Source organism: Alteromonas sp. MMG017 (assembly GCF_018100795.1).
Taxonomy (GTDB): Bacteria; Pseudomonadota; Gammaproteobacteria; order Enterobacterales; family Alteromonadaceae; genus Alteromonas.
Genome location: NZ_JAGJDY010000002.1, coordinates 275,898 through 300,295, shown reverse-complemented (window position 1 = coordinate 300,295; position 24,398 = coordinate 275,898). Strand labels below are relative to the sequence as shown.

Below are 24,398 nucleotides of genomic sequence, written 5' to 3'. Positions count from 1 at the left end.
AGTTTTTGTTGTCTTAACGATGAAAAAAAGCCGTGCTCAATTCACTTTGCAATTTTCACTTTAGGCGTAAACTCAGCGCCATTCTTACTTGAGTGGTGGTGAGTATTATTCCTCATGCTGCACTACTCGAATTGTAACTTACTTAATATTATTTAGAAGCGAATTACATGCACAATACGTTGATTGTGGCTGACGATGTTACGCCATTTAGCGAAACAGCGTTAACGGTACTTACCTTTCAAGATTACTTGGCGGAGTTTCCGAAACTTAATGAACCGAAAATACGGGTAATAAACCTGTGTGACACCACCCGTTATTTAAGCGAAGGGTATTACTGTTCATTGTTAGCACAGGCGCGCAATCACTTGGTATTGCCCGGCGTAAATACCATTAACGACCTTCGACTAGCAGAAGCACGCAGTGTGGATAGACTGCCTTTTGCGTTGTCATTACCCGTTGATAATATTGACATTCCTGCTGCGCCTTTATTGGTACTTTTTGGTGAAGTTAAAGATCAGCGGTTTAAGCGTGTAGCGCGTCAAGCGTTTGAAAAGTATCCATGTCCGATTTTGCTACTTACTCTGACTGCGACTGATTCCCTTGCGGACAAAAAGGACAGTAAAAAGGTAAGTGGCAAACACAACGTGGTTGGCTTTGCTGACATTGCGGCTAAGCCCTTTACTGCGCTAGATAGCAAACAACAGCAGTTGTGTATTGCACAATTAGAAAGCTACACCACGAAACAATGGCGTGCGACTAAAGCAAGTAAGCGCACTCGTTGGGATATGGCTATTTTGGTTAACCCTGATGAGTCGACGCCACCTAGCGATGAAAAAGCGATTCGCCACTTTGTAAAAGCCGCTGAAAAGATGGGGTTTAGAGCCGATGTGGTTTCACGTTTGTCGCCTGAAAATTTGGGGCACTATGATGCATTATTTATTCGTGAAACTACGGCAATAGACCATCACACCTACCGTTTAGCCAGAGCGGCTGAACGAGAAGGGGTGATAGTGATGGATGATACTCAATCTATATTGCGCTGTTGCAACAAAGTGTTTTTACAAGATGCGTTTACGTATCAAAAAGTACCGGCACCGAAAGCTACGTTTGTGTCGAATTCTGATGATGAAACCTGCGATAAGCTTATTGAAGAGTTCGGCTTACCTTTGGTATTGAAGTTACCGGAAAGCTCGTTTTCTCGTGGTGTGCACAAAGCAGAAAACCGCGATGCGTTAAAAGCTCGCTTGGTTGAAATGTTGGCTGAATCGGCCTTAGTACTGGTTCAAGAGTATATATTTACCGAATTTGATTGGCGTATTGGTATGTTGGGCGGTAAGCCGATTTATGCCTGTCAGTATTTTATGGCGCGTAATCATTGGCAAATTTATCACCATCAAGGCGAGCGTTTTTCATCCGGTGGCTTTACAACAATGCCAACCTTTGAAGTTCCTAAGCCCGTGTTACAGGCAGCCATTAAAGCAGCGAAAGTTGTGGGGGATGGCTTATACGGTGTAGACATCAAACATTCAGGCAATCAGGTATACGTGATTGAAGTTAACGACAACCCAAGTATAGATGTTGGGGTGGAAGATAAATACTTGGGCAAAGCCTTGTATGAGTTAATTATGCAGGAGTTTGCGGACAGACTAGAGCGACGAGGGCGATAAGCATGAAAAGTGCACTTGCGTTTGAAAGCAGTGGGCTGGCGCATGAATATAAAAGTGATCGTGAGGCTGAAATGAATGCAGCTATAACCATTCAGTTGAGAAAAGCCACGTTAGAGGATGTGAAACAAATACAGCACATCGAAAACACGTGTTTTAAAAGCGATAAGCTGAATGTTCGTCGCTTTCGTTTTTACGTTACGGCTAAACATGCTGAATTTTATATTGCCGAGCATCACACCGCGCAAGGAGTTACCCTAGCGGGTTATGGATTATTGTTACTTCGTAGAGGCACGCAACTCACTCGGCTGTATTCAATTGCCGTGTTACCAGAAGCCCGTGGTTTGGGAATAGCTGAAAAGTTAATAACAAGACTAGGGGAGCAGGCGTTAGCCAAGGGAAAGCGCTTTATGCGTCTAGAAGTGTCTGCGGACAATAAGGGCGCTATTTCACTTTACCAACGTCTAAGTTTCAAACAGTTTGGCATGTACGTAGATTACTACGATGATCATTCAAACGCATTGCGTATGCAAAAGGTGTTAGTGCCATCGAAAGCCTTGTCTCAAGCTATATACCCTTGGTATCAGCAAACGACTGAATTTACCTGCGGGCCATCGGCATTAATGATGGCCATGTGTTCCTTGCAAGATACCTATGTAATGAACCAACAAAAAGAACTGTCGATTTGGCGAACAGCGACCACAATATTTATGACGTCAGGCCATGGTGGTTGCCACCCTATTGGGTTGGCGCTGGCAGCGCAAATAGAAGGGTTTACGGTAGAAGTGTTAATCAACCAACCGTTACCATTATTTACAGACGGCGTAAGAAGTGAGCACAAAAAGCATATTGTTGGGCAAGTAGAAGCTGATTTTTTGCGTCAGGCGCAAAAAAGTAAAATGGCTATTACTACCGAAGAGTGGCGAGTTGAAACCATTGAGCAAGCGCTAGATGCTGGCAAAGCGGTGTTGTGCCTAATAAGCACTTATGCATTTGATAAGAAAAAAGCACCACATTGGGTGGCTATTACGAGTTACGATGAGCAATGCTTTTATTTGCACGATCCAGATGCCGACGAGGGCGATAGCCAGAACGAGAGTCAACGTGTTGAATTTCAACACATTCCGGTGGCACGAGACGACTTTGTTCGTTTAGCCAGTTACGGTACACGTAAAGTTCGTACATTGGTGCTACTGTCTACAAAAGCTGCTAGCTAAACTTCTGCTTAAAAGCGGCTGCTTGAAAACTTATTTCTAAAGACTCTGTAACTATACAGGAGTAACTGAGTAGCCACGGTCACACTAACAATAAAAGGCGCGGTTGTTTCATAACGCTAAGGCACGCAAACTTAAGGTCGACTTAAAAAGCCTAAGTTTAAAAGCCTTGAGCTAGGAAAAAGCAGCGCCTTTTTAGTGCCTAACCTGCGCAATCGTTACTTCTTCATTCAACGCGTTCAAGCGGCTAACTAAACCTGATAGTTCTTTAACTGAACCAGAGTAGGCAAGTTGCTTACTGGTATGTTGGCCTTTTACCGCAGATTTAAAAATGGCTGTGCTTTCAAAGCAAGCTGTTTTCTTATTAAGTGCGTCCCACTCAGTTTGTAGCTCGTTAGGGATGCAATGACGTTTTGCACTAATCTTGTCTTTTATTTGCAACACTTTCCCAATAAGTAATTGTGCGTCAGTAGGCATAATTATTCTTCCTTACTATTTAACTAACTATAATATTTACGTTTTTTTTTAATTGGCGCGATATTTTTACGCTAAATAAAGAAAACTCGTATTAAGGTTGTTGCATGGAAAGTGCCAAATTTGCATAGAAGTTATTCAAAGCGCATTTTGGGCAGGGGAGAGGGTAAGCTATAAGCTAAGCACGTTAGCGATAGCTAGCGTGCTTAGGCTTGTGCTTCAAATGCCTAACTTGGCAGTAGCAAAGATAAGGGCTCCACAATAATAAATTAATCAGTAAAGCAGTAATAAAGCTGAAAATAATTGATGATGGGGTAAGTGGCACCGACGGGCTGAAATTGCTTAGTACCTTCTGCAGCGTGGACGTATTTGATGGAGTGACCATATACCAAGCTTTTTCATAATAGTGACCGTGCTCTAGGGTCTTGATCCCTTGTTCTATATGGACAAGCTTGGTGAATAGCGCCGATTTACGTTCTGCATCAGCCCTAACCACGGCCTCGCTGTTCTGCTTTAACGCCGTTAACATTGCGCCCACTGATGCATAGCCGTGTTGCGTTGCTAACGCCGACATGGCAGAGACTTCCTCTCGAGTAGCATCGTAATAGCCACTCAAATACTGGCGATAATGATCGGCTAAAATAGGAACTTGTAGTGCTGCAACAAACAGCGTTGCGAAAACGACTTTATCAAAAATGCGTATGAACATATAAATGACTGACCTAGTGTTATTTTCAGCGATTAAGCGGCGTAGAAATTACATTAGACCAGTCAATTCATATCTATTTTCAGCCTACGGTATTACCGCTTAAATAGGTGTAAATAGCGTGGGTGAGTTTACTGAGCTGGTCTGGGCTAATAACATACGGAGGCATAATGTATACCAGCTTACCGAATGGTCGTATCCACACGCCTTGTTTTACAAAATGGCGCTGAATATCGGCTACGTTCACTGGGTGTACAGTTTCAACCACACCTATGGCACCTAGTACTCTCACATCGGCAACGTTGGGCAAATTGGCACATTTTGACAGCTCAGTGTGTAATTGTTTCTCAATGGCAGGGATTTGTTGCTGCCAGTGATTTTCATTTATTAACGATAAGCTGGCATTGGCGACTGCACACGCGAGCGGGTTACCCATATAAGTGGGTCCATGCATGAATACACCGGGCGAACCTTGGCAAACACCTAAGGCAACATCTTCAGTACATAACGTAGCCGCTAAGGTCATGTAGCCGCCGGTAATAGCTTTCCCTAAACACATTATATCGGGTGAGATACCTGCATGTTCACAGGCGAATAGCTTGCCTGTTCGTCCAAATCCAGTCGCAATTTCATCACAAATCAGCAATACATCGTAATTATCGCAAAGTTGGCGGCAGCGTTTTAAATATTCAGGGTGATAAATACGCATACCACCGGCGCCTTGAACCACAGGCTCTAAAATAAGCGCCGCCATTTCATGATGATGTTTTTCGAACAGTTCAGCTAAAGGCAAAATATCGTCTTCGCTGAACGTTTGACCAAAACGGGTTTGCGGAGCAGGGGCAAAAAGCTGTTTGCTTAATACACTCTCGAATAAACTGTGCATGCCGTTTACCGGATCGCATACCGACATAGCCGCAAAAGTATCGCCATGATAACCATTACGTGGAGCGACGATGCGCGATTTTTCGGGGCGGCCTTGGCAGGCCCAATACTGAATGGCCATCTTGATAGCCACTTCTACTGAGACCGAGCCCGAGTCGGCTAAAAATACCCGTTCAAGGCCATCAGGTACCATTTCCAGTAGCGTGCGACATAAATCAACGGCAGGCTGGTGAGTAATACCACCAAACATAACATGAGAGAAAGCCTCAATTTGGCTATGCGCAGCCTGGTTTAATACAGGGTTATTGTAACCATGAATGGCTGCCCACCAACTAGACATGCCATCAACCAATACCTCGCCGGTTGAAAGGGTAAGCTCAACCCCCTTGGCACCTACTACTTCATAGCAGGGAAGTGGGTTAGTTGCTGAGGTATAAGGGTGCCAGATATGTTTTTTATCAAAATCTATATTGTTCAAAATTCAACCGTTAGTAAAGCTTTTTAAATGGTCAGAGTTGACAACTCGTGTTTGGAGCATAGACTAAGCCAGCATTCTAAATTAGTAAAGGACAGTCAATGACTCTGGCTTTCGCGCCTGACGCGCAAAATAATACAATTCGTCACGATTGGTCACAAGCCGAAGTAGAGGCGCTTTATGCCTTGCCATTTAACGACTTGCTGTTTCAAGCGCAGGTTGTTCACAGACAACACTTCAACCCAAACGAAGTACAAGTAAGCACCTTGTTGTCGATTAAAACCGGTGCATGCCCGGAAGATTGTAAATACTGTCCACAAAGCGCGCGTTACGATACCGGCTTAGAAAAAGAGCGTTTGCTTGAAATCGAAAAAGTGATTGAGCGAGCCAAAGAAGCCAAGCAAGTAGGCTCTACCCGTTTTTGTATGGGGGCTGCGTGGCGTAACCCACGTGACAGAGATATGCCTTATATTGTAAAAATGGTGGAAGAGGTTAAACAACTTGGCCTTGAAACCTGCATGACACTTGGCATGTTAACGCGAGATCAAGCCGTCGCACTCAAACAAGCTGGTCTAGATTATTACAACCATAACCTTGATACCTCGCCTGAATACTATGGCGATATTATTACCACTCGTACCTATCAAGACAGACTAAATACCCTTGAAAACGTTCGCGCAGCAGGTATGAATGTGTGTTCTGGCGGTATTGTGGGAATGGGCGAAACCGCAGGCGATAGAGCCAGCTTGCTAATCCAATTAGCAAACTTGCCTGAACAGCCGCAAAGTGTACCTATTAACATGTTGGTTAAAGTAAAAGGTACGCCGCTTGCTAGTTTGGAAGATTTAGATTACTTCGAGTTTATCCGCACCATCGCGGTAGCCCGTATCATGATGCCAAAATCTCACGTGCGTTTATCAGCAGGCCGCGAAGCCATGAATGAACAGATGCAAGCGCTGTGCTTTATGGCCGGTGCGAACTCTATTTTCTACGGTTGTAAGTTGCTTACTACGTCTAACCCTGACACCCACGAAGACGTCATACTGTTTAAAAAGTTAGGCATAAACACAGAACGTACTCGCGATTTTTCTGATGAAGCGCATCAGCAAGTATTAGAAGAAGAAATTGCGCAGCAACAAGAACAAGGTTCTGATGCCAGCGATTTATTTTACGATGCTAGTGCACCGCGAAAACAAAAACAGCAGCCCGCGGAGGCATAATGGCCTTCGATTGGCTTGAAGCCCGCTTAAGTGAGCGGGCTCAGCAAGGATACCTGCGAAAGCGAGTATGCCAGCAGTACGAAAAAGACAACATCATCTGCATTGATGGCGAGCACTATTTAAATTTTGCCAGTAATGATTACCTTGGTATGCGTCAGCATGAAGGTGTGCTGCAAAGCTGGGTAGAAGGCTTAGCACAATTTGGTGGTGGTAGTGGCGCTTCGCCATTAGTTACGGGTCATACGCAAGCGCATTTAGCCCTAGAAGCGTATATCGCTGATGGTTTAAATCGGGAATCTGCGTTGTTGTTTAATTCGGGTTTTGCGGCTAACCAAGCCTTATGTATGGCGCTGTTTAGTGGGGCTCATAATCAAGATGCTTGTAATCAAACCCCAAGTGCCGCAGCCGGCATTAAACATTCCGGTGAAATTTTCGCAGATCGGCTTATGCATGCGTCCTTCCTTGAAGGTGCAATGGCAACCAAAGCCAAGCTGCGTCGCTTTAGGCATAACGATTTAGCTCACCTATCCAATTTATTAGAAAAGGTTGATACCACCAATAACAGTGACAAGTTGGTAGTCACTGAAGGTGTGTTCAGTATGGACGGCGACAGCGCCCCCCTTCGTGATATGGCGGGTATAGCGAAGCAACACAATGCATGGCTGATGGTAGACGATGCACACGGCATGGGTGTATTAGGTGAAAACGGATTAGGTAGCATTGAAGCGCAAGCGTTATCTCAATCAGATGTACCCATAGTCATGGGCACCTTTGGTAAAGCCGTAGGAACCGCAGGCGCGTTTATTGCTGGTAGCCAAGCGCTAATTGATTACTTGGTTAACTATGCAAAACATTATGTCTATTCCACTGCGATGCCGCCAGCCCAAGCAGTTGCCACCTTGTATTCACTGACGCACATTGCCGCAGATAGCAGTCGGACAGACGCGTTAAATGACAATGTTGCATATTTTCGCGAGCGCTTTGGCGCCCAAATTGGCAATGATCAAAACGGCGATTTAATACTGGCGAATTCAAGTAGTGCAATTCAACCCATTATTGTAGGTAGCCCTGAGCGCGCGTTAGCATTAAGTGATGCGCTAAAAGCTCGTGGCATATGGATACCTGCTATTCGCTATCCTACCGTACCCAAAGGGGAAGACCGATTGCGCATAACACTAAGCGCTACCCACACTCAGCAAGATATCGATGTACTTGTTGATGCTATTGCCCTTGCGATGGAGTCGATAGCATGAGTCCGCAATCTTTCGCTAAACAAGTGCCTCAGCAGCTTTGCCATCAAGGCGCTGTTGCAGTGCAATTAAATGACCATTCGAATCTTCAATTAGGTCTTCAATCAGAAAGCGGAATAAGCGAAGCGGTTGTTGCGAAACAATTTTCAAAAGCTGCAAATAAGTACGATAACGAAGCACATATTCAGTGCGAAATTGCACAGGCAGGGTTAAACAATTTACCTAACGCCTTGCATGGCGAACTACTTGATATTGGCTGTGCTACGGGCACTCATAGCCACACGTTACAGCAACGTGGCGCAAACGTTATGGGGTTAGATATTGCACCAGGTATGGTGCACAAAGCACAAGCGCGCTTCCCTGATGTTAATTTCAAACAAGGTTCAGCCCAGTCGTTACCGTTCGACAATAGCAGCTTCAGTTCTGTTTTTTCTTCCATGGCGTTGCAGTGGTGTTCAAGTCCGCAAACTGTTGCCAGTGAAATTTACCGCGTACTTAAGCCTTCGGGTATGGCGGAAATTGCCATAATGGTCAGTGGTTCTTTTTCTGAGCTTCATAAAGCGAGAAGTATTGCCCAATTACCTGCTGCGGTAACAAGTTTGCCCGAAGCGCAGTTGTGGCTTAATTCGTTCCTCGGGGCAGGGCTGCGGGTTAGCCGCCTTATCAATAAAGATTATGTTGATGAGCACCAAGATGTACTTTCCTTGCTTCGTTCAATCAAAAACGTAGGGGCGGGGGCAACCGGAGCTAAACAGCAATCGCTGTCACGTAGTGACATTAAAAAGTTGTCGTTAGCCTATAAAAATAGTAGTGCTGTCGATGGCGTGCTACCGCTTACTTACAAAGTGTGTCATTTCAGATTAGAGAAACCATGAAGCAGTATTTCATTACCGGAACCGATACCGAAGTAGGTAAAACCTACGTTACCTGTCACCTACTAAAAGCCGCTGAAAGCTTTCAAAAAACAAGCCTAGGTTACAAACCTATTTCGGCAGGCTGTGAAAAAGTAGGCAACGACTGGGTAAACGAAGATGCATCAGAAATTCAACAAGCAAGTAGCATTAAGCTTCCTATTAGTACCATCAACCCAATTGCTTTTCTCCCGCCCATTGCACCGCACATAGCCGCAAAAGAAGCGGGTGTTGAATTAACGAGTAATGCAGTGATTGAAGGGCTAGTTCGCCTGCAACAAGAAACGCCAGATCTTTTATTAATGGAAGGGGCAGGAGGCTGGCGATTACCGTTAACCGATACGCTGTTTCTTTCAGATGTCGTTAGCGAGCTAAAAATGGATGTTATTTTAGTAGTGGGTATGAAGCTAGGCTGCTTAAATCATGCACTGCTCACCGCGCAAGCTATTCAAAACGACGGGCTAAATATTGTAGGTTGGGTAGCTAACGATATCACCGGTAGTATGTCTCGATACGATGACAATTTGGCTACGCTTAAAAATGTCATGCCAGCGCCATTACTGCTGGAAGTGCCTTTTTCAAGCGCGCCAAGTGTCGATGCGCTACAGGCGGCTATTCAGAAGCTCTGTTAAATCTTCATTGGGCGCGATTGGGCGCTTTTCATCACCTAAAAAGATAAACCCGCCTTTTTCACCCATTAGCGTTAACTTTTGCGGAGACAAAGAAAGGGCGGTTCCTTCACGAATGGCCACCACAGGTGTGCTGGGGTTTAACACCGTAAACTCCGCTAGCCGTTGGTCTCGCGTTTCGCCATTGTGACCAGGCGGGTGATAATCGCTGTAGTGCGGATTCAACTGAAAAGGCACTACATTCAGCGCATTAAAGCTTTTCGGCTCAACAATTGGCATATCATTGGTTGTTCGAATGCTTTGCCCGCAAATGTTAGAGCCTGCACTCCAGCCAATATAGGGTGTGCTTTCAGCAATAGCGTGTTGAAGTGATACCAATAAGTTTTGTTGGTATATAGTATGCATCAAATGGAAGGTATTTCCGCCGCCTACTACTATAGCTTGATTGTTTGCCTTTGCATTACTGATAGCCTGTATAGGGTTATCAAAAGTATGAAGCCCTGTCACATTACATTCTGGCAAGGCTGAAGCGACAGCCGACACGTAGTTATCATAGCTTTGTGTCACTGCTGCATAGGGAATAAATAGTAGGTCGCGAATGCTACCTAAGTGTGCAAGAATAAGACTTCTCGCATGTTCAAGGTACGCTTCGTCGCCCTGACGAGAACTACTTAACATTAATACATGTGCGGTCATTACTGCTCCACAATTTTTTTAAACGGCGTTATTTACGTGAAAGTTAACATAAAGTTTAGCTTAGTGCCGTTATTGGTTTTAAAGGAATTTTTATATGGGTCAGAACACATCGGTGTTATTCGTTTGTTTGGGTAACATTTGCCGTTCACCTACGGCCGAAGCTGTGTTTATTCGCAAAGCGGCTGACGCAGGGTTAAAACTAATCATAGACTCTGCCGGAACCCATGGGTATCACATTGGTAAACAGCCAGATAAACGCTCGCAAGCGGTTGGTGTAGAGCGAGGTTATAGCTTTAAAGGCTTAAAGTGCCGACGAGTAGATGACAAAGATTTCGAAAAGTACGACTATATTCTGGCGATGGATAACAGTAATTTAGACAATCTACGTGAAATGTCTGCGCCGGAACACCACGGAAAAATCCACTTATTTCTAGACTTCGCTGACAGTGAAGATAAAGAAGTGCCAGACCCATATTATGGCGGAAAACGGGGTTTTGAATTAGTGTTAGACTTAATAGAAGAGGCCTCTGACGGGCTGATTGCACATATTCAACAGAGCTAAGCTATGCACACGGTTTTAAGGGGCGCGGCGGTCAAGGACGGTGCGGGAAAAGGAAGCGCAGCCATCTTCCTACTTTGCAGTATTACCTTTCTGCTCATCGTTGGCGTGTTAGCCACAGTATGGCTAACCGATTCACCCACTGCATTAAAACAACACATCACATTACAACTTCAAATTCCGCTGATCATTACCGCCATTTTAGTAGGTAGTGTATTGGCCGTAAGTGGCGCCACGCTTCAAATAGTACTGCGCAATCCGTTGGCTGACCCAGGTATTATAGGTATCACCAGCGGCGCCAGTTTAGTGGCTGCAACCCTCTTATTGCTTACACCCTTGTGGGCACAGCCTTATCTTCATTACATACTTCCTTTGGGCTGCTTCATTGGTGCGTTAATAACAACGTTTGTTATCTATCGCCTTGCTCGAAAACTGCTGGGCTCAGCAGTTGCTGTCATTCTATCGGGTATCGCTATTTCTACTTTGAGCGGGGCTGTTATTGCTTGGTTGTACATGTTTAGTGATGCCCAATCACTACGTAATTTAACGTTTTGGCTGATGGGAAGCGTGTATCAAACCACTTGGCCTATTTTGTGGGTAAGCGGCCCACTTATTATTGGTAGTTTGTGGTATCAAATGCGCCAATCTGCCAAGTTTAATAGGTTGTATGCCGGTGATTTAGCTGCGTTAAGCAGTGGTGTGCATGTGCAACAACTTACCGAGCGTAGCCTTATTGCTACCGCCGTGGGGGTAGGAGCGGCAGTGTCTATTGCGGGAGCGATTGCTTTTGTCGGACTGTTAGTGCCTCACATCCTTCGGCTTATTCTGGGACATGATAATAAGTTGCTGTTACCAGCAAGCGCGCTATGTGGCGCCAGTTTATTGCTTATTGTGGTGCTGATGTCTGAACTAACCCGTGCGATTACCCTACCTGTGTCTATGATCACTGCCACCTTAGGCGGCCCTTTGCTCATTTGGGCACTATTAAAAGGCCAGCTTCGATGAGCCTGGTTATTTCTTTGCGCGATATTAGTGTGAATAAGCGTTTAGCCAATATCAGCCTTGATATCAATAAAGGCGATTGCGTTCATATTCTTGGCCCTAACGGCGCTGGAAAGTCTACGCTGTTGTCGATAATGGCTGGGTTGTTGGAAACAGAACGGGGAGAAGCTTCGCTGTTAGAACAGTCTCTTCAACAATGGCCTTTAAGTGCATTAGCAACATTTAGGACTTTGTTAGCACAGCAAAGTGAGGCCGTATTTGGGGTATCGGTAAAAGAATATCTTTCGTTTTTTTCAAGTGAACCTACGTTCGAACTTCCCAGCGTGTTAGAAGCCACATTGGAAGTAACGGGCTTTTTGCAAACGCCTTTAAACCGACTTTCAGGTGGAGAGCGTCAGCGCGTTGAAATTTGCCGTGCATTGCTGCAAGTTTGGCCTGCTATTAAACGAGGCGAAGCGCTTTTATTGTTAGATGAACCCTTGCAAGGGGTAGATATTCGACATCAATACGCGTTAATGGCGCTGTTTCAAACCTTATGCAATAAAGGGAATACCTTAGTGCTAAGCAGTCATGACATTTCATTAAGCGCAAACTATAGTTATAAAGTACTGCTAATGAAATTGGGTACTAGCGTAAGTTTTGGTTTGCCTGAGTCGGTATTGTCGGTCAAAAACCTAGAACAGACCTTCGATTGTCATTTTGCAGTAAATAAGCGCGACGACTTTCTAGATATTCAAGTTTGCGCACCTATTGTATTAGAGCAAATGTGGTAAAGTAGCGCGCAATAAATCGTAGCGCGCATGCAGATAAGCGCTTACACAACGAGATTAACGTTTGCCTAAACGTAAAAACATTTAAATCAGGAGAACCCCTTGAGTAATTGGCAAGTAGACAGTTGGAGGCAAAAACCTATCCTTCAACAACCAGAGTACGATGATGCGGCACAACTTAAACAAGTAGAGCACACGCTAAGTACATATCCACCGCTGGTTTTTGCCGCTGAAGCCCGCGATCTTCGCCGTCAACTTGGTGAGGTTAGTTTAGGAAAAGGCTTCTTGCTTCAAGGCGGTGACTGCGCCGAATCGTTTGATGAATTTAATGCGCCAAAAATTCGCGATACCTTTAAAGTATTGCTTCAGATGGCTATTGTTTTAACCTTTGCAGGTCGATGCCCAGTAACCAAAGTGGCTCGCATGGCTGGCCAGTATGCTAAGCCTCGTTCATCGAACTTTGAAACCCGTAATGGCGTTACACTACCAAGCTACCGCGGCGATATTATCAATAGTTTTGAGTTTAACGAAGCGGCTCGCCGCCCGGATCCAAACCGTTTGATTGAAGCGTATCATCGTAGTGCTTCTACCCTTAATTTACTTCGCGCTTTTTCTCAAGGTGGCTTGGCCGACCTTCACGAAGTAAACCGTTGGAATATGGCGTTTGTTGAAAACAACCCGCTTAAAGAACGCTACCACGATATGGCTGTGCGTATTCAAGATACCTTGTCGTTCATGGACGTGATTGGTATTAATTCCCAATCTAGCCCTACATTGCATGAAACATCGTTGTTTACGTCGCACGAAGCATTGTTGTTGAACTACGAGCAAGCCCTAACTCGAATTGATACGCTAACGGGTAAGCCTTACGATTGCTCTGCGCACATGATTTGGATTGGTGAGCGTACCCGTCAGCTTGACCATGCTCATATTGAGTTCTTCCGAGGCATTCATAACCCTATTGGTGTGAAAGTTGGGCCTAGCATGGAAGAAGACGAACTTATTCGTTTGATTGATGCCCTTAATCCAAATAACGACCCTGGTAGATTAACCCTTATTACCCGTATGGGTGCTGATAACTTGGCTGACAATTTGCCTCGTTTATTACGCCGCGTTAAAGCAGAAGGCAGACACGTGGTATGGAGTTCTGACCCCATGCACGGCAACACCTTCTCAGCATCTAGTGGTTATAAAACTCGTAATTTTGATGCTATTTTGCGTGAAATTAAGCAGTTCTTCCAAGCTCACAACGATGAAGGCACTCATGCAGGTGGTATTCACCTTGAAATGACAGGCCAACACGTGACTGAGTGTACGGGTGGTGCGTATGAAATTAGTGATGAAGACTTAGCGCAGGCGTATAAAACCCAGTGCGATCCGCGTTTAAACGCAGACCAAGTACTTGAGATGGCGTTCTTAGTGGCTGACCATTTACGTAACGCCTAGTTTCTGAAAGAAAACCTTATCGCTTTAGTGGTAAGGCGTCATACTAAAAAGGGTAAATCGACTATCGATTTACCCTTTTTTAATGTTTCGTATGTTTACTTATTCTTCCAGAACTTCTGCTCGCTCAGCTTCGGTTAAAATACCCGTAAATATGGTTTCCCGTCTAAGGCTTGCGGTGCGTTCATCTTCGGCGAGTAACAGTGCTGTGAATACCTCAGGAGTATGAAGCGTTTCTACAATCCCTTGCCATAACATATAGCTACCGTAACGCATCATGCCACTTTCATAACGAGCCTCTAACGTTGCTTGAACGTTAGTTATGAGTGAAGGTTGTGCAATGACTTTTTTAGCAATGCCTGTGTGCAGGCGCAATATTCGCTGATCGATAGCCTCACGTTTTTGCTTTCTTGGGCGAGCGAACATGGCTAGTCGTCATGCAGTAGAGGTTCTACTACTGACTCGAGCCCGTTAAGTTTAATTTCGTACATGAGCGCGAGTTGCTGTCCCAGCTTTCCTTCGGGAAAACCTTGTGTGTTAAACCATACTAAATAGGGCTCTGGCAGGTGGAATAACCGACGCCCCGCATACTTACCAAATGGCATGGTTTGGTTGATTGCACTTTTTATTGCTTCTGGATCCATATTACTCAACTATTCTTTAATTTCATGTACGTTGTCGCGAGCCTGCAAATGCATGGGTTTGGTTTCATGCTTCATTGTTTGAATCTCGTTGCTGAGTCGCCCACAGCCGATTATAAATACCCTGTTGTGCTAAAAGCGTTTCATGGGTGCCATGTTCGGCAATCATGCCCTTGCTTAACACTAAGATGGTATCGGCATCCACAATAGTAGATAGCCTATGGGCGATAACCAAGCTCGTGTGGCCTTTTGCAGCATCACGAAGTGCGCCTAATATCGCTTGCTCTGATTGACTGTCTAACGAAGATGTTGCTTCATCAAAAATCATAATTGGCGCACCTTTTAATAACGCTCGAGCGATGGCTACGCGTTGTTTCTCGCCGCCTGAGAGTTTCAGCCCACGTTCGCCTACTGTGGTGTCTAATCCATCCGGCAAGCTTTCAACAAACTGGGTTAAATGTGCAAGTTTAATCGCATGATTAACCTCATCATCGCTAGCATCAGGATTACCGTAACGGATATTTTCAACCAGAGATGTATTAAATAACACCGTATCTTGCGGAACAATACCAATATGGCTTCGTAAACTATGTTGGCTAAGGTCGCGAATATCCTGCCCATTTATATAAATACCACCCTCGCTGGGTTCGTAAAAACGAAACAGCAACTTCATGATGGTGGATTTACCTGCACCACTTTCGCCAACCACGGCCACCTTGGCCCCTGATGGCACGTCGAAGCTAATACCTTTTAAAATAGGCCGTGCTTGCTGATAGTGAAATTGAACGTTACTAAAACGTATACTCGCCTGGTTTACTGAGAGATGAGCTGCATTGGGTTTATCTTCAATTGCTGGCTTTTGGGCCAGTAGGGAAAATAAGTTTTGAATGTTCGCTAGCGAGCCGCGAATCTCCCGATACACAAAACCCAAGAAATTAAGCGGCATAAATATCTGCATAGTGAAGGCGTTAATTAGCACGAAGTCACCAATGGTCATCTCGCCCTCCATTACACCATAAGCTGCATTCGCCATCATGGCTGTCATCGCCAGCGCAATAATGCTGGCTTGGCCGCCGTTTAAGGCGAAAAGGGATAATCGATTTTTACGCCTTGCTTTTTCCCAGCCAGCCAAGTCTGTATCGTATCGGTTTGCTTCGAAGCGTTCGTTATTGAAGTACTTTACGGTTTCAAAGTTAAGTAAGCTGTCTACCGCTCGTGAATTAGTTGTGGAGTCGGCCTCATTCATTTGTTGTACAAATCGGGTGCGCCAATCGGTGGCTTTCATCGAGAACATGACATAGCTGATAACACTGACAACAATGATCATTGCAAAAGACCAGCCAAACTGAATCAATAGCAATATCACGACTAAGCCAATTTCTAAAAGGGTAGGGACAATATTGAACACCATAAACCGCATTAAGAAACTCACGCCGTTTGTGCCACGTTCAATATCTCTAGATAAGCCGCCTGTTCTCCGGTTTAAATGAAACCCTAAATCTAGATTGTGGAGGTGATTAAATACCTTCAAACCCAGCCTGCGCATGGCGCGCTCAGTAACACGTCCGAATAATGTGTCTCGTACTTCGCCAAGTAAAACATTGGTAAGCCTAAGTGCACCGTAAGCAATAATTAAGCTGATAGGCACGGCAATGGCTAAGGCTTCTACATCACCGTTTAAACTATCTACCGTGTATTTAAGTACATATGGTAAGCCAATGCTGGCAAGTTTCGCAGCAACTAAGCACATTAACGCTAATGCCACCCGACCTTTAAACTCTAGAAGGTATGGCCATAACTGTTTGAGCACCTGCCATTTAATAGGCTCATTTTCGTTTAAAGGAAATCGATTTTTTCGCATGGTGTACTTATGTTCTCACTGCATGGTTGGGACGTTGCAACGCGATGACGCTAGCGGGAGGTAGGAGTGAAAACTCCTTTACTAAGATGAATTATGGTAGATTAACGAATCTTAAACTAAATCGTCTACGGTGAACCGTTATATTTATTTAAGATAAATAGGGTAACGGTACGATAAAACGTTCTAATTTATGCGTTATCGAGCATTTCATTCTTATTTGCGGCCGCGTAAACTGGCGCAAAGACATCATAGTCTATTTAATCACACTATTTGTTTTACGTACCCCTTAAGGGAGAAAATTTGTTAGAAGATAGCTTTGGACGACAATTCCATTATTTGCGTTTATCGGTAACGGAGGCGTGTAATTTTCGCTGTCAGTATTGTTTGCCTGACGGTTATCAAGGTCCTTCTAGTGAGCATTTTCTTTCCCTAGGCGAAATTAACACGCTGCTGAGCGCGTTTTCAGGTTTGGGTACATCCAAAGTCCGTCTTACTGGCGGCGAGCCAACACTTCGCCGCGATTTCCTCGATATTTTAAGTACAACGGCAAATACTCCCGGAATTAAGCGAGTGGCCATGACCACCCATGGTGGTCGGATGGCTGAACATGCTGCTGCGTGGAAGCAGGCAGGTTTACACCAAGTGAATGTCAGTATAGATAGCCTAGATCCAAGGCAGTTTGCAGCAATTACTGGGCAAGATAAATTAAAGCAAGTGTTAGCCGGGTTGGATGCTGCGGTTGAGGCCGGACTTGATGTAAAAGTGAATTCGGTGCTGCTAAACGATTTTTCTGATGCAAGGTTAAATCGATTCCTTGAGTGGCTTAAAACCATGCCAGTCACATTGCGGTTTATTGAATTGATGGAAACCGGCGATACAACTAATTTCTTTAAAGCGCAGCACCAAGGTGGCACTCCGCTTAAGCAAACACTTATTGATGCCGGATGGCAACCCATGGTTAGGCGCAAAGACGCCGGACCAGCGCAGGAATTTTTTCATCCTGACTATGCGGGTAAAATTGGCCTCATCATGCCGTACAGCAAAGATTTTTGTAAAAGTTGTAATCGACTTCGCGTTGCCGCCAATGGTAAATTACATTTGTGCCTATTTAGTGAGCACGGTATTGATATGCGACACCTATTGGCCGAGCAAGATGTAGTAGGGCTACAACAGTTCTTAGTTGAGTGTTTAGGTGAAAAGCATGCAACGCACTTTTTGCATGAAGGTAATACTGGGGCAACGAAACACTTAGCTATGTTAGGCGGCTAAACTTACGTTCGTTGCGCCAAAAAATACGAAAGCAGCAGTATAAAGTTGCTCGTAATAATAACGATTAGAAAGGGAAATCTATGTTTATTGAAGATAGCGCGCGCCTGTCTTTCCACTATATCACCGACTCTGATCTAGAGTTCCTTTGGGAGCTTGATCAAGACGAAGAGGTAATGCGATTTATCAGTGATGGTCAAAAAACATCACGTGAAGATATTACAAACACCTTCGTACCACGCTTTCAAGCGTATTCAAACCCAGCATTAGGTTGGGGCTTATGGCGAGTACAAGAAAAAGAAAGTGAAGAGGATATCGGCTGGATTTTAGTTCGCCCTTTTGGCTTTTTCACTAAAGATCCTGAGATTGATAATATTGAACTTGGTTGGCGTTTTAAACAAGCCAGCTGGGGGAAGGGATATGCCACAGAGGCAGCGATGCAAGTGAAAGACGCTTTGTATCAAATTGGCATCGACAAATTTTGTGCTATGGCAAAACCGGAAAATTTAAATTCCATTAAAGTGATGGAAAAAATAGGTATGTCCTATAGCCATGAAATTGAATATAAAGACAACCTTTACCAAGAAAAGGTAGTGGTTTACACCACCTGATCTAACAGCCCCTTAACCGTTTCATAGCGCTGGCTTTGCTCTTCAGATAAAGAAGCACTTTCCAGCGTAAAGCGGCACTTCTTCATAACCGAGTTCATACTGGCTTCCGCTTTTCCTTCACGAGAGCGTCGCATTGCTGACGCTTGCAGTAGGTTTAACGCAATGGCAGGGTTGTGAGGCATAACCCTGAATGCTTGCTCGAACGTTTGGTAAGATTTCGCCAGTTCGCCACGCTTATACTGCACCACAGCGACGTCATTAAGGTTTTTAGGACTAATTGATATTGCTGTTTTCTCAACAACTTCTTGGTTTATATAACGGCTAAGTAAGCTGTTTGGCGCATCAAGCTCTTTTTGCCTTAATGTCGCTTTATCGAGTAATTTAAGCGCGCTTCCTCTTAACCCCAAGTCGTGGAAGGCCTTTGCCGAGTCTAATAAAGTTTCGACAGACTGTTCTTCAAGATTATCGATATCTAAGGCATCAAGCAGATCTTTTGCTTTATCATTTTCGTCTTTTAGATAGTGAATACGGGCACTAATAACTTGAAGCTGATGGTCAAGATTAACTTTTGGGTAGGCGCTTTTTAGCTGGCGCAGATATTCGTTAGATTGTTTTATAATTTTGTTTGTTTGAGAGGTTTCTGCTGTCATCGCAAAGTCGATACCTGCTCTTGCGACAGATAAGTACATTTCAGGGGTGTCGTGCACCGAATTCTTGCCGAAACGAACCACTTTTTTTGCGCTATTAAATTGCCCCTCATAATCGTGGGTTAACCTAGCAAGTTGTACCGCAGTAATATGGCGCATCACATTTCGAGGTGAAATATCGCTAGCCACATTTACACATTCCAGTGCTTCACCATAGGCTTCTAACTTAATTTGAAGCTCTGCCAATAAGTCATAAGCGCTCAGCAAACTTTCAGGTTGTAGTGCCAGTTGAATAAGATCTCGTTCTGCATCATCAAATTCATCTAAGTGAATGTAGCATTGAACGAGGCCGAGCTTTGCCCACGTAAAGTTTTGAATGTTAATGATTGATTGGTAAAAAAGCTTCGCGTTTTCAAACTGTCTATTCAACAACAATAAATCGCCCTTAGTTTTAAGGGCTAACGGGAAGTGTTCAGCGTTCTTAGGTTCAACTAAAATAAACTCTAATTCTTTAAGTGCCTGCTCGGGATTCTGGTCATCCATGTAACGATAGACATCATGAAACACCTTTTTACGGGTGACGACTTTACTCAGTCGTTTATCTAGTTCGTTGACGGAAAATGGTTTTGCTAAGAATTCGTCGGGTTGCAACTCGATTATTGCATGAACAACGTCAATGGCAGTATCGGCACTGGTAAAAATAAAGCCGGTAGTAAGAGGAATAATCTTTTCGGTTTTCAGCTGCTCGAATAAATTATAGCCCCCTTGTTCTTGCCTTAAATCATAAGCGCAAACAATGACATCGTACTGCCGGGTGCGCAGTGAGGTAAGGGCGTACGCAGCACGATCCACATAATCGATATGTTGGAAGCCAAGTTGCTCCAAAGCATATTTCATATGACTTTTTGCCAAAGCCTGGTCTTCCGCAATTAATAAGCGGGTTTGTCTAGCCAACTGTAGGTTCATTACAACCTCGTATGTGCGTCAATGCTTACCTGTGTAAACAACCTAATAGGAGTTTAGTTGAATAATTAAGCTATCACCATTGTTTAATAGGGTCTTTAAGATTGCGATGCATGGCATGAAAAACAGGTAGAGGGCAGGGACGTTAAGTTAGCTTTTTCAGTTATTTATTCTGAGGTATGACAGGTGGTGAATGCAGCTGCTGATAGAAACGAAGTTGTTGAACCAGGGGTTTATAAAGAAACTTGATAAAAGAGATGGTGGACGCTACTGTGGCTCGCAACGAAGTTGTTGAACCAGCGTGAACTAGTTAATCTAAATACTAGAAAGTGATTTTTTGAAGAAGAGATGGTGGACGTTGCTGTGGTTCGTAACGAAGTTGTTGAACCAGTGATTGTCGTGTCGTGTTTATAAAGAATTTAAAAAAAGGGAAGTGGTGGACGCTACTGGGCTTGAACCAGTGACCCTCGCCTTGTAAGGGCGATGCTCTCCCAACTGAGCTAAGCGTCCATCTAAAAATATGGTGTTTGAAATGGTGGACGCTACTGGGCTTGAACCAGTGACCCTCGCCTTGTAAGGGCGATGCTCTCCCAACTGAGCTAAGCGTCCATCTTTATTTCAAACTAAACAATTATGATAAGTTGTGCAACTTTCATAGCCACTTGAAGAAGTGGTGGACGCTACTGGGCTTGAACCAGTGACCCTCGCCTTGTAAGGGCGATGCTCTCCCAACTGAGCTAAGCGTCCGTCTTGTTTATTATCTTGCCTAAGCAAGTGGGGCGGTATTATAGAGTCGGTTCTCATACTGTCAATAATAAAATGAAAGAAAAATGACTGTATGCCTGAAAAGTGAACATTTTGGGCGCTTTTTATCTAAATTGATGGAATTGTAAGCTTTAAATGAGGCCATGCTAATAACCAAGACATCATTAAAGCATAAATGTAAGTTTCTATTGGTAGCTAATATGCTAAGCAAATGCATCGTGCTGCTTTTGTCGTGAAGCGGAGACTGGTAGAATGCGCGCAATTTCACAATCTAATAAAGATAGAGAGTTTTTATCATGTCGGTTGTAACACGATTTGCACCAAGCCCTACTGGCTACCTTCACGTTGGTGGCGCACGCACCGCTTTGTATTCTTGGCTACTTGCCAAAAACAATGGCGGCGAATTTGTACTTCGTATTGAAGATACAGATATTGAACGTTCCACTGAAGAAGCTAAGCAAGCCATTTTAGATGGCATGCAGTGGCTAGGTTTGACTTGGGACACAGGCCCTATCTATCAAACCGATCGTTTCGACAGATATAAAGACCTTATTCAACAACTATTAGATGAAGGTAAAGCGTATAAGTGCTTTATGAGCGCTGAAGAGTTGGATGCTATTCGTGAAGCCCAGAAAGAACGTGGCGAAAAACCTCGTTACCCTGGCACATGGCGTGATCGTACCGATCACCCAGAAGGCGAACCTTTTGTCATTCGGTTTAAAACGCCATTAGAAGGCACGGTTGTTATTACCGATCACGTACGCGGTAAAATCGAAATTAACAACAGTGAATTGGATGACTTAATCATTCAGCGCACCGACGGTACACCAACTTACAACTTTTGCGTTGTAGTAGACGATTGGGATATGGGCATCACTCATGTTGTTCGTGGTGAAGACCATATTAATAACACGCCCCGTCAAATTAACATTTTACAAGCATTAGGCGCGCCTGTGCCGGAATATGCTCATGTATCTATGATTTTAGGTGATGACGGTAAAAAGTTATCAAAACGTCATGGTGCAGTTAGTGTTATGCAATATCGTGATGATGGCTTCTTGCCTCAAGCGGTACTTAATTATTTAGTAAGGCTAGGGTGGTCACATGGTGACCAAGAGATTTTTACCCTTGATGAAATGATTGAGTTATTCAGTTTAGACGCGATTGGTCAGTCGGCTTCTGCATTTAATACTGAAAAATTGATTTGGTTGAATCAGCATTACATCAAAACTTTGCCAGCCAGTGAAGTTGCTGCACACTTAAAATGGCACTTTGATGGGTTAGAAGTAGACCTAACGACTGGGCCAGCCCTTGAGTCTGTTATTGCTATTCAAGCTGACAGAGTAAAAACGTTAAAAGAGCTCGCTGAAATCTCTACTTACTTCTATCAAGATTATGAAGACTTTGATGCCAACGCTGCTAAAAAGCATTTACGCCCAGTAGCACGTGGGCCGCTAGAGCTGGTTAAAGATAAGTTGATGGCTATTGAAGCGTGGGAGCCGGAAAATATTCAGGCTGCTATCAATACAACCGCTGAAGAGTTAGAAGTGGGAATGGGTAAAGTAGGGATGCCACTGCGTGTTGCTACCACCGGAAGTGGCAATTCACCGTCTTTAGATGTCACCCTTAATTTGCTGTCAAAAGAGAAAGTTGGCGAGAGAATCGACAAAGCGCTTACTTTTATAGCAAACAGAGAAAATTCATAAAAAAACCGTTGACATAAATGGGGTGGATGCCTAGAATGCGCCCCGCTGTCACGGAACAGTCACACAATAGTGACTAAGACACAAACGGGGCCATAGCTCAGCTGGGAGAGCGCCTGCATGGCATGCAGGAGGTCGGCGGTTCGATCCCGCCTGGCTCCACCAAATCTAACTGCAAGTTATATTGTGGTTTAGGCTGAAGGTTTAACCTTCGGGCAAAATTTGTTTTTGTAAGGATAATGTCGCTCAGCTCGCAGAGCTCGCTTCACCTTACAAAAAATCTCAAAAGTGTAGCTTTTGAAAGAAGATTTTTTGTCCCCATCGTCTAGAGGCCTAGGACACCGCCCTTTCACGGCGGTAACAGGGGTTCGAATCCCCTTGGGGACGCCATTTTCCGGTGTCACAGTCCGTAACTGTGAAATAGGCCGGTAGTGATTGAAAAGTTACTATCAGCGACAAAAATTTGTTTTTGTAATGATAAGGTCGCTCGGTTCGCGGAGCTCACCTCTCCTTACAGAAATTGATTGATTGTAGGGATAATGTCGCTCAGCTCGCAGAGCTCGCTTCACCTTACAAAAAATCTCAAAAGCGTAGCTTTTGAAAGAAGATTTTTTGTCCCCATCGTCTAGAGGCCTAGGACACCGCCCTTTCACGGCGGTAACAGGGGTTCGAATCCCCTTGGGGACGCCATTTTCCGGTGTCACAGTCCGTAACTGTGAAATAGGCCGGTAGTGATTGAAAAATTACTATCAGCGACAAAAATTTGTTTTTGTAATGATAAGGTCGCTCGGTTCGCGGAGCTCACCTCTCCTTACAGAAATTTAGTGAAGTTTACTTCACTAGCAAAATTTCTGTCCCCATCGTCTAGAGGCCTAGGACACCGCCCTTTCACGGCGGTAACAGGGGTTCGAATCCCCTTGGGGACGCCATATCGTTAAGCCAACCTTCGGGTTGGCTTTTTCGTTTCTACACCTTAATTCCTCCCGTTCTTATCGATATTCCACATACAAACCAATACCATCTTGATAATATAGCCGGGTAAACAAAGAGGTTATTTATGCAAAATTATCCTATCGGCACGCCGGGGAAACCTTGGGGTGAAGAAGAGAAAGAAGAGTGGAAACAGCGCCAAACTATTAAGCGTTCGTACAGCGATGAGGTACTTAAGCAATTAGAGAGTATTCCTGAAGGGTTTGAATTAAAGCAGTATGGCGCGTTGCCTTATGATGAGTCTCGATACCCGTTGTATGCCGTAATTCCAAAGAATATTCCTAAAAATATACCTAAAGATACCGACGCAGCCAAGCCAGCAGTGCTAGTTACCGGCGGTGTACATGGGTATGAAACCAGTGGGGTGCAGGGCGCGCTTCAGTTTATTAATACTAAGCTAAGCGAGTATGCAAAAGACTTCACCATCATTGTAGTTCCATGTGTTAGCCCTTGGGGTTATGAGACGATTAACCGTTGGGATCAGTATGCGTTAGATCCTAATCGTTCATTTTATCCTAATTCTCCAGCGCCGGAATCAGCGCAGCTAATGGCATTTGTTGAATCCTTAAACTTGCCATTTACATTGCATGTCGATTTACATGAAACCACTGATACCGATAACAGTGAGTTTAGGCCTGCATTAGCATCACGAGATGCAACGACCCATGATAATTGGAATATTCCTGATGGTTTTTACCTAGTGGCGAATACCACAAATCCACAAAAGCCATTTCAGGAAGCTATTATAGATGCGGTTAAGCAGGTAACTCATATTGCGCCTGCTGATGATAGCGGCAAAATTATAGGTGCTGACTTATTGTCTGATGGTGTGATTTGTTACGACAAAAAAGCATTATATCTTTGTGGTGGCATGACAGACGCAGAGTTTGTAACTACAACAGAAGTTTACCCTGATAGCGCTAATGCCACGGTTGAAAATTGTAACGCTGCCCAAGTGGCTGTGATCACCGCAGCGTTGGAATATATAAAATAGACGTTTAGATGTTTGAATGTTTAGACGTCTAGATGTATAGTTGAGCCTTCTCGATGAGG

The 24,398-nt window shown here is 44.3% G+C and carries 22 protein-coding genes and 7 tRNA genes; 18 read left to right on the top strand and 11 right to left on the bottom strand.

The genetic code is table 11. From position 1 onward, the window contains the following. Positions 1-167 precede the first annotated feature (167 nt). Together J8L84_RS03735 and J8L84_RS03730 are read left to right on the top strand one after the other, a co-directional pair. Positions 168-1,667 carry a RimK family protein gene (locus J8L84_RS03735; RefSeq protein WP_211069511.1) on the top strand — a complete coding sequence of 500 codons (1,500 nt, stop codon included), beginning with the start codon at positions 168-170 and terminating at the stop codon, positions 1,665-1,667. Between the two features lie 2 nt (positions 1,668-1,669). Beyond that, entirely contained in the window at positions 1,670-2,881 is a 1,212-nt protein-coding gene (locus tag J8L84_RS03730) for a GNAT family N-acetyltransferase/peptidase C39 family protein (protein WP_211069510.1), read from the top strand. A gap of 192 nt (positions 2,882-3,073) precedes the next feature. Here the strand turns inward: J8L84_RS03730 and J8L84_RS03725 are convergent, their stop codons facing one another. The 3 genes from J8L84_RS03725 to bioA all read right to left on the bottom strand — a co-directional run bounded on the left by J8L84_RS03725 (position 3,074) and on the right by bioA (position 5,421). Beyond that, positions 3,074-3,355, bottom strand: a complete 282-nt coding sequence (locus J8L84_RS03725; protein ID WP_211069509.1) for a hypothetical protein — start codon at positions 3,353-3,355, stop codon at positions 3,074-3,076. 184 nt (positions 3,356-3,539) lie between these two features. Further along, positions 3,540-4,061 (bottom strand): DUF2937 family protein, encoded by a 522-nt coding sequence (locus J8L84_RS03720; protein WP_211069508.1) that lies wholly within the window; start codon positions 4,059-4,061, stop codon positions 3,540-3,542. 79 nt (positions 4,062-4,140) lie between these two features. Beyond that, entirely contained in the window at positions 4,141-5,421 is a 1,281-nt protein-coding gene (bioA, locus tag J8L84_RS03715) for an adenosylmethionine--8-amino-7-oxononanoate transaminase (protein WP_211069507.1), read from the bottom strand. Positions 5,422-5,519: 98 nt separating this feature from the next. On the opposite strand from bioA, the gene bioB reads away from it, so the two are divergent. Genes bioB through bioD form a run of 4 tightly spaced genes read left to right on the top strand, consistent with a single transcriptional unit; the run spans position 5,520 to position 9,431 of the window. After that, on the top strand, positions 5,520-6,638 hold the full coding sequence (gene bioB, locus J8L84_RS03710; protein ID WP_062086808.1) for a biotin synthase BioB: 1,119 nt from the start codon (positions 5,520-5,522) through the stop codon (positions 6,636-6,638). Then, positions 6,638-7,891 carry an 8-amino-7-oxononanoate synthase gene (locus tag J8L84_RS03705; protein WP_211069506.1) on the top strand — a complete coding sequence of 418 codons (1,254 nt, stop codon included), beginning with the start codon at positions 6,638-6,640 and terminating at the stop codon, positions 7,889-7,891. Before bioB ends, J8L84_RS03705 begins: the two co-directional genes overlap by 1 nt. Beyond that, a complete protein-coding gene (locus J8L84_RS03700) occupies positions 7,888-8,763 on the top strand; it encodes a methyltransferase domain-containing protein (protein WP_211069505.1) in 876 nt (291 codons plus the stop codon). Before J8L84_RS03705 ends, J8L84_RS03700 begins: the two co-directional genes overlap by 4 nt. Then, complete coding sequence (bioD, locus tag J8L84_RS03695; RefSeq protein WP_211069504.1) at positions 8,760-9,431, top strand: dethiobiotin synthase; 672 nt, start codon at positions 8,760-8,762, stop codon at positions 9,429-9,431. The genes J8L84_RS03700 and bioD overlap by 4 nt, the downstream gene beginning before the upstream one ends. Here the strand turns inward: bioD and pepE are convergent. Beyond that, positions 9,402-10,124: a dipeptidase PepE gene (gene pepE, locus J8L84_RS03690; protein ID WP_211069503.1), complete on the bottom strand. Its 723-nt coding sequence runs from the start codon at positions 10,122-10,124 to the stop codon at positions 9,402-9,404. The genes bioD and pepE overlap by 30 nt on opposite strands. Positions 10,125-10,218: 94 nt before the next feature. On the opposite strand from pepE, the gene J8L84_RS03685 reads away from it, so the two are divergent. The 4 genes from J8L84_RS03685 (at position 10,219) to J8L84_RS03670 (ending at position 13,901) form a co-directional block, all read left to right on the top strand. Further along, positions 10,219-10,686, top strand: a complete 468-nt coding sequence (locus J8L84_RS03685; RefSeq protein WP_211069502.1) for a low molecular weight protein-tyrosine-phosphatase — start codon at positions 10,219-10,221, stop codon at positions 10,684-10,686. A gap of 3 nt (positions 10,687-10,689) precedes the next feature. Then, positions 10,690-11,688, top strand: coding sequence for an iron chelate uptake ABC transporter family permease subunit (locus tag J8L84_RS03680; RefSeq protein ID WP_247670543.1), 999 nt, complete (start codon positions 10,690-10,692; stop codon positions 11,686-11,688). Beyond that, complete coding sequence (locus tag J8L84_RS03675; protein ID WP_211069501.1) at positions 11,685-12,458, top strand: ATP-binding cassette domain-containing protein; 774 nt, start codon at positions 11,685-11,687, stop codon at positions 12,456-12,458. The genes J8L84_RS03680 and J8L84_RS03675 overlap by 4 nt, the downstream gene beginning before the upstream one ends. Before the next feature lie 99 nt (positions 12,459-12,557). Next, entirely contained in the window at positions 12,558-13,901 is a 1,344-nt protein-coding gene (locus J8L84_RS03670) for a 3-deoxy-7-phosphoheptulonate synthase class II (RefSeq protein ID WP_057792846.1), read from the top strand. A 99-nt stretch (positions 13,902-14,000) separates the two neighbouring features. Here the strand turns inward: J8L84_RS03670 and J8L84_RS03665 are convergent, their stop codons facing one another. The 3 genes from J8L84_RS03665 to J8L84_RS03655 form a co-directional block, all read right to left on the bottom strand. Next, positions 14,001-14,324, bottom strand: a complete 324-nt coding sequence (locus J8L84_RS03665) for a hypothetical protein (RefSeq protein WP_211069500.1) — start codon at positions 14,322-14,324, stop codon at positions 14,001-14,003. Positions 14,325-14,326: 2 nt separating this feature from the next. Further along, positions 14,327-14,542: a DUF3820 family protein gene (locus J8L84_RS03660; protein WP_057792841.1), complete on the bottom strand. Its 216-nt coding sequence runs from the start codon at positions 14,540-14,542 to the stop codon at positions 14,327-14,329. 64 nt (positions 14,543-14,606) lie between these two features. Next, complete coding sequence (locus J8L84_RS03655; RefSeq protein ID WP_211069499.1) at positions 14,607-16,400, bottom strand: ABC transporter ATP-binding protein/permease; 1,794 nt, start codon at positions 16,398-16,400, stop codon at positions 14,607-14,609. A gap of 300 nt (positions 16,401-16,700) precedes the next feature. On the opposite strand from J8L84_RS03655, the gene moaA reads away from it, so the two are divergent. Together moaA and J8L84_RS03645 are read left to right on the top strand one after the other, a co-directional pair. Further along, on the top strand, positions 16,701-17,669 hold the full coding sequence (moaA, locus tag J8L84_RS03650; protein WP_211069498.1) for a GTP 3',8-cyclase MoaA: 969 nt from the start codon (positions 16,701-16,703) through the stop codon (positions 17,667-17,669). Between the two features lie 80 nt (positions 17,670-17,749). Further along, the gene (locus J8L84_RS03645) at positions 17,750-18,277 is read left to right on the top strand and encodes a GNAT family N-acetyltransferase (RefSeq protein WP_211069497.1); all 528 of its coding nucleotides are present in this window, start codon (positions 17,750-17,752) and stop codon (positions 18,275-18,277) included. Here the strand turns inward: J8L84_RS03645 and J8L84_RS03640 are convergent. The 4 genes from J8L84_RS03640 to J8L84_RS03625 all read right to left on the bottom strand — a co-directional run bounded on the left by J8L84_RS03640 (position 18,265) and on the right by J8L84_RS03625 (position 20,634). Further along, entirely contained in the window at positions 18,265-19,890 is a 1,626-nt protein-coding gene (locus J8L84_RS03640; protein WP_211069496.1) for a response regulator, read from the bottom strand. The two genes, J8L84_RS03645 and J8L84_RS03640, sit on opposite strands and share 13 nt — an antisense overlap. Before the next feature lie 431 nt (positions 19,891-20,321). Beyond that, positions 20,322-20,397: transfer RNA gene (locus tag J8L84_RS03635), tRNA-Val, on the bottom strand. A gap of 23 nt (positions 20,398-20,420) precedes the next feature. Continuing rightward, positions 20,421-20,496 (bottom strand) — tRNA-Val (locus J8L84_RS03630). Positions 20,497-20,558: 62 nt separating this feature from the next. Then, positions 20,559-20,634: transfer RNA gene (locus J8L84_RS03625), tRNA-Val, on the bottom strand. A gap of 314 nt (positions 20,635-20,948) precedes the next feature. On the opposite strand from J8L84_RS03625, the gene gltX reads away from it, so the two are divergent. From gltX to J8L84_RS03595, 6 genes are all read left to right on the top strand, one after another. After that, a complete protein-coding gene (gene gltX / locus J8L84_RS03620; protein ID WP_211069495.1) occupies positions 20,949-22,358 on the top strand; it encodes a glutamate--tRNA ligase in 1,410 nt (469 codons plus the stop codon). Positions 22,359-22,444: 86 nt separating this feature from the next. Further along, positions 22,445-22,520: transfer RNA gene (locus tag J8L84_RS03615), tRNA-Ala, on the top strand. Positions 22,521-22,669: 149 nt separating this feature from the next. Further along, positions 22,670-22,745 (top strand) — tRNA-Glu (locus J8L84_RS03610). Between the two features lie 224 nt (positions 22,746-22,969). Further along, positions 22,970-23,045: transfer RNA gene (locus J8L84_RS03605), tRNA-Glu, on the top strand. A 163-nt stretch (positions 23,046-23,208) separates the two neighbouring features. After that, positions 23,209-23,284 (top strand) — tRNA-Glu (locus tag J8L84_RS03600). Between the two features lie 128 nt (positions 23,285-23,412). Further along, on the top strand, positions 23,413-24,339 hold the full coding sequence (locus J8L84_RS03595) for a M14 family metallocarboxypeptidase (protein ID WP_211069494.1): 927 nt from the start codon (positions 23,413-23,415) through the stop codon (positions 24,337-24,339). The last annotated feature ends 59 nt before the right edge of the window (positions 24,340-24,398 follow it).

Bases quoted from the DNA above. Each gene is read 5' to 3' on its own strand.
- J8L84_RS03655 (WP_211069499.1), bottom strand. From the start codon at position 16,400: ATGCGAAAAAATCGATTTCCTTTAAACGAAAATGAGCCTATTAAATGG.
- gltX (WP_211069495.1), top strand. From the start codon at position 20,949: ATGTCGGTTGTAACACGATTTGCACCAAGCCCTACTGGCTACCTTCAC.
- J8L84_RS03675 (WP_211069501.1), top strand. From the start codon at position 11,685: ATGAGCCTGGTTATTTCTTTGCGCGATATTAGTGTGAATAAGCGTTTA.
- J8L84_RS03685 (WP_211069502.1), top strand. From the start codon at position 10,219: ATGGGTCAGAACACATCGGTGTTATTCGTTTGTTTGGGTAACATTTGC.
- J8L84_RS03660 (WP_057792841.1), bottom strand. From the start codon at position 14,542: ATGGATCCAGAAGCAATAAAAAGTGCAATCAACCAAACCATGCCATTT.
- J8L84_RS03640 (WP_211069496.1), bottom strand. From the start codon at position 19,890: ATGAACCTACAGTTGGCTAGACAAACCCGCTTATTAATTGCGGAAGAC.
- J8L84_RS03665 (WP_211069500.1), bottom strand. From the start codon at position 14,324: ATGTTCGCTCGCCCAAGAAAGCAAAAACGTGAGGCTATCGATCAGCGA.
- bioD (WP_211069504.1), top strand. From the start codon at position 8,760: ATGAAGCAGTATTTCATTACCGGAACCGATACCGAAGTAGGTAAAACC.
- J8L84_RS03730 (WP_211069510.1), top strand. From the start codon at position 1,670: ATGAAAAGTGCACTTGCGTTTGAAAGCAGTGGGCTGGCGCATGAATAT.
- J8L84_RS03700 (WP_211069505.1), top strand. From the start codon at position 7,888: ATGAGTCCGCAATCTTTCGCTAAACAAGTGCCTCAGCAGCTTTGCCAT.
- J8L84_RS03595 (WP_211069494.1), top strand. From the start codon at position 23,413: ATGCAAAATTATCCTATCGGCACGCCGGGGAAACCTTGGGGTGAAGAA.
- J8L84_RS03645 (WP_211069497.1), top strand. From the start codon at position 17,750: ATGTTTATTGAAGATAGCGCGCGCCTGTCTTTCCACTATATCACCGAC.
- J8L84_RS03705 (WP_211069506.1), top strand. From the start codon at position 6,638: ATGGCCTTCGATTGGCTTGAAGCCCGCTTAAGTGAGCGGGCTCAGCAA.
- J8L84_RS03680 (WP_247670543.1), top strand. From the start codon at position 10,690: ATGCACACGGTTTTAAGGGGCGCGGCGGTCAAGGACGGTGCGGGAAAA.
- pepE (WP_211069503.1), bottom strand. From the start codon at position 10,124: ATGACCGCACATGTATTAATGTTAAGTAGTTCTCGTCAGGGCGACGAA.
- J8L84_RS03735 (WP_211069511.1), top strand. From the start codon at position 168: ATGCACAATACGTTGATTGTGGCTGACGATGTTACGCCATTTAGCGAA.
- J8L84_RS03720 (WP_211069508.1), bottom strand. From the start codon at position 4,061: ATGTTCATACGCATTTTTGATAAAGTCGTTTTCGCAACGCTGTTTGTT.
- J8L84_RS03725 (WP_211069509.1), bottom strand. From the start codon at position 3,355: ATGCCTACTGACGCACAATTACTTATTGGGAAAGTGTTGCAAATAAAA.
- bioB (WP_062086808.1), top strand. From the start codon at position 5,520: ATGACTCTGGCTTTCGCGCCTGACGCGCAAAATAATACAATTCGTCAC.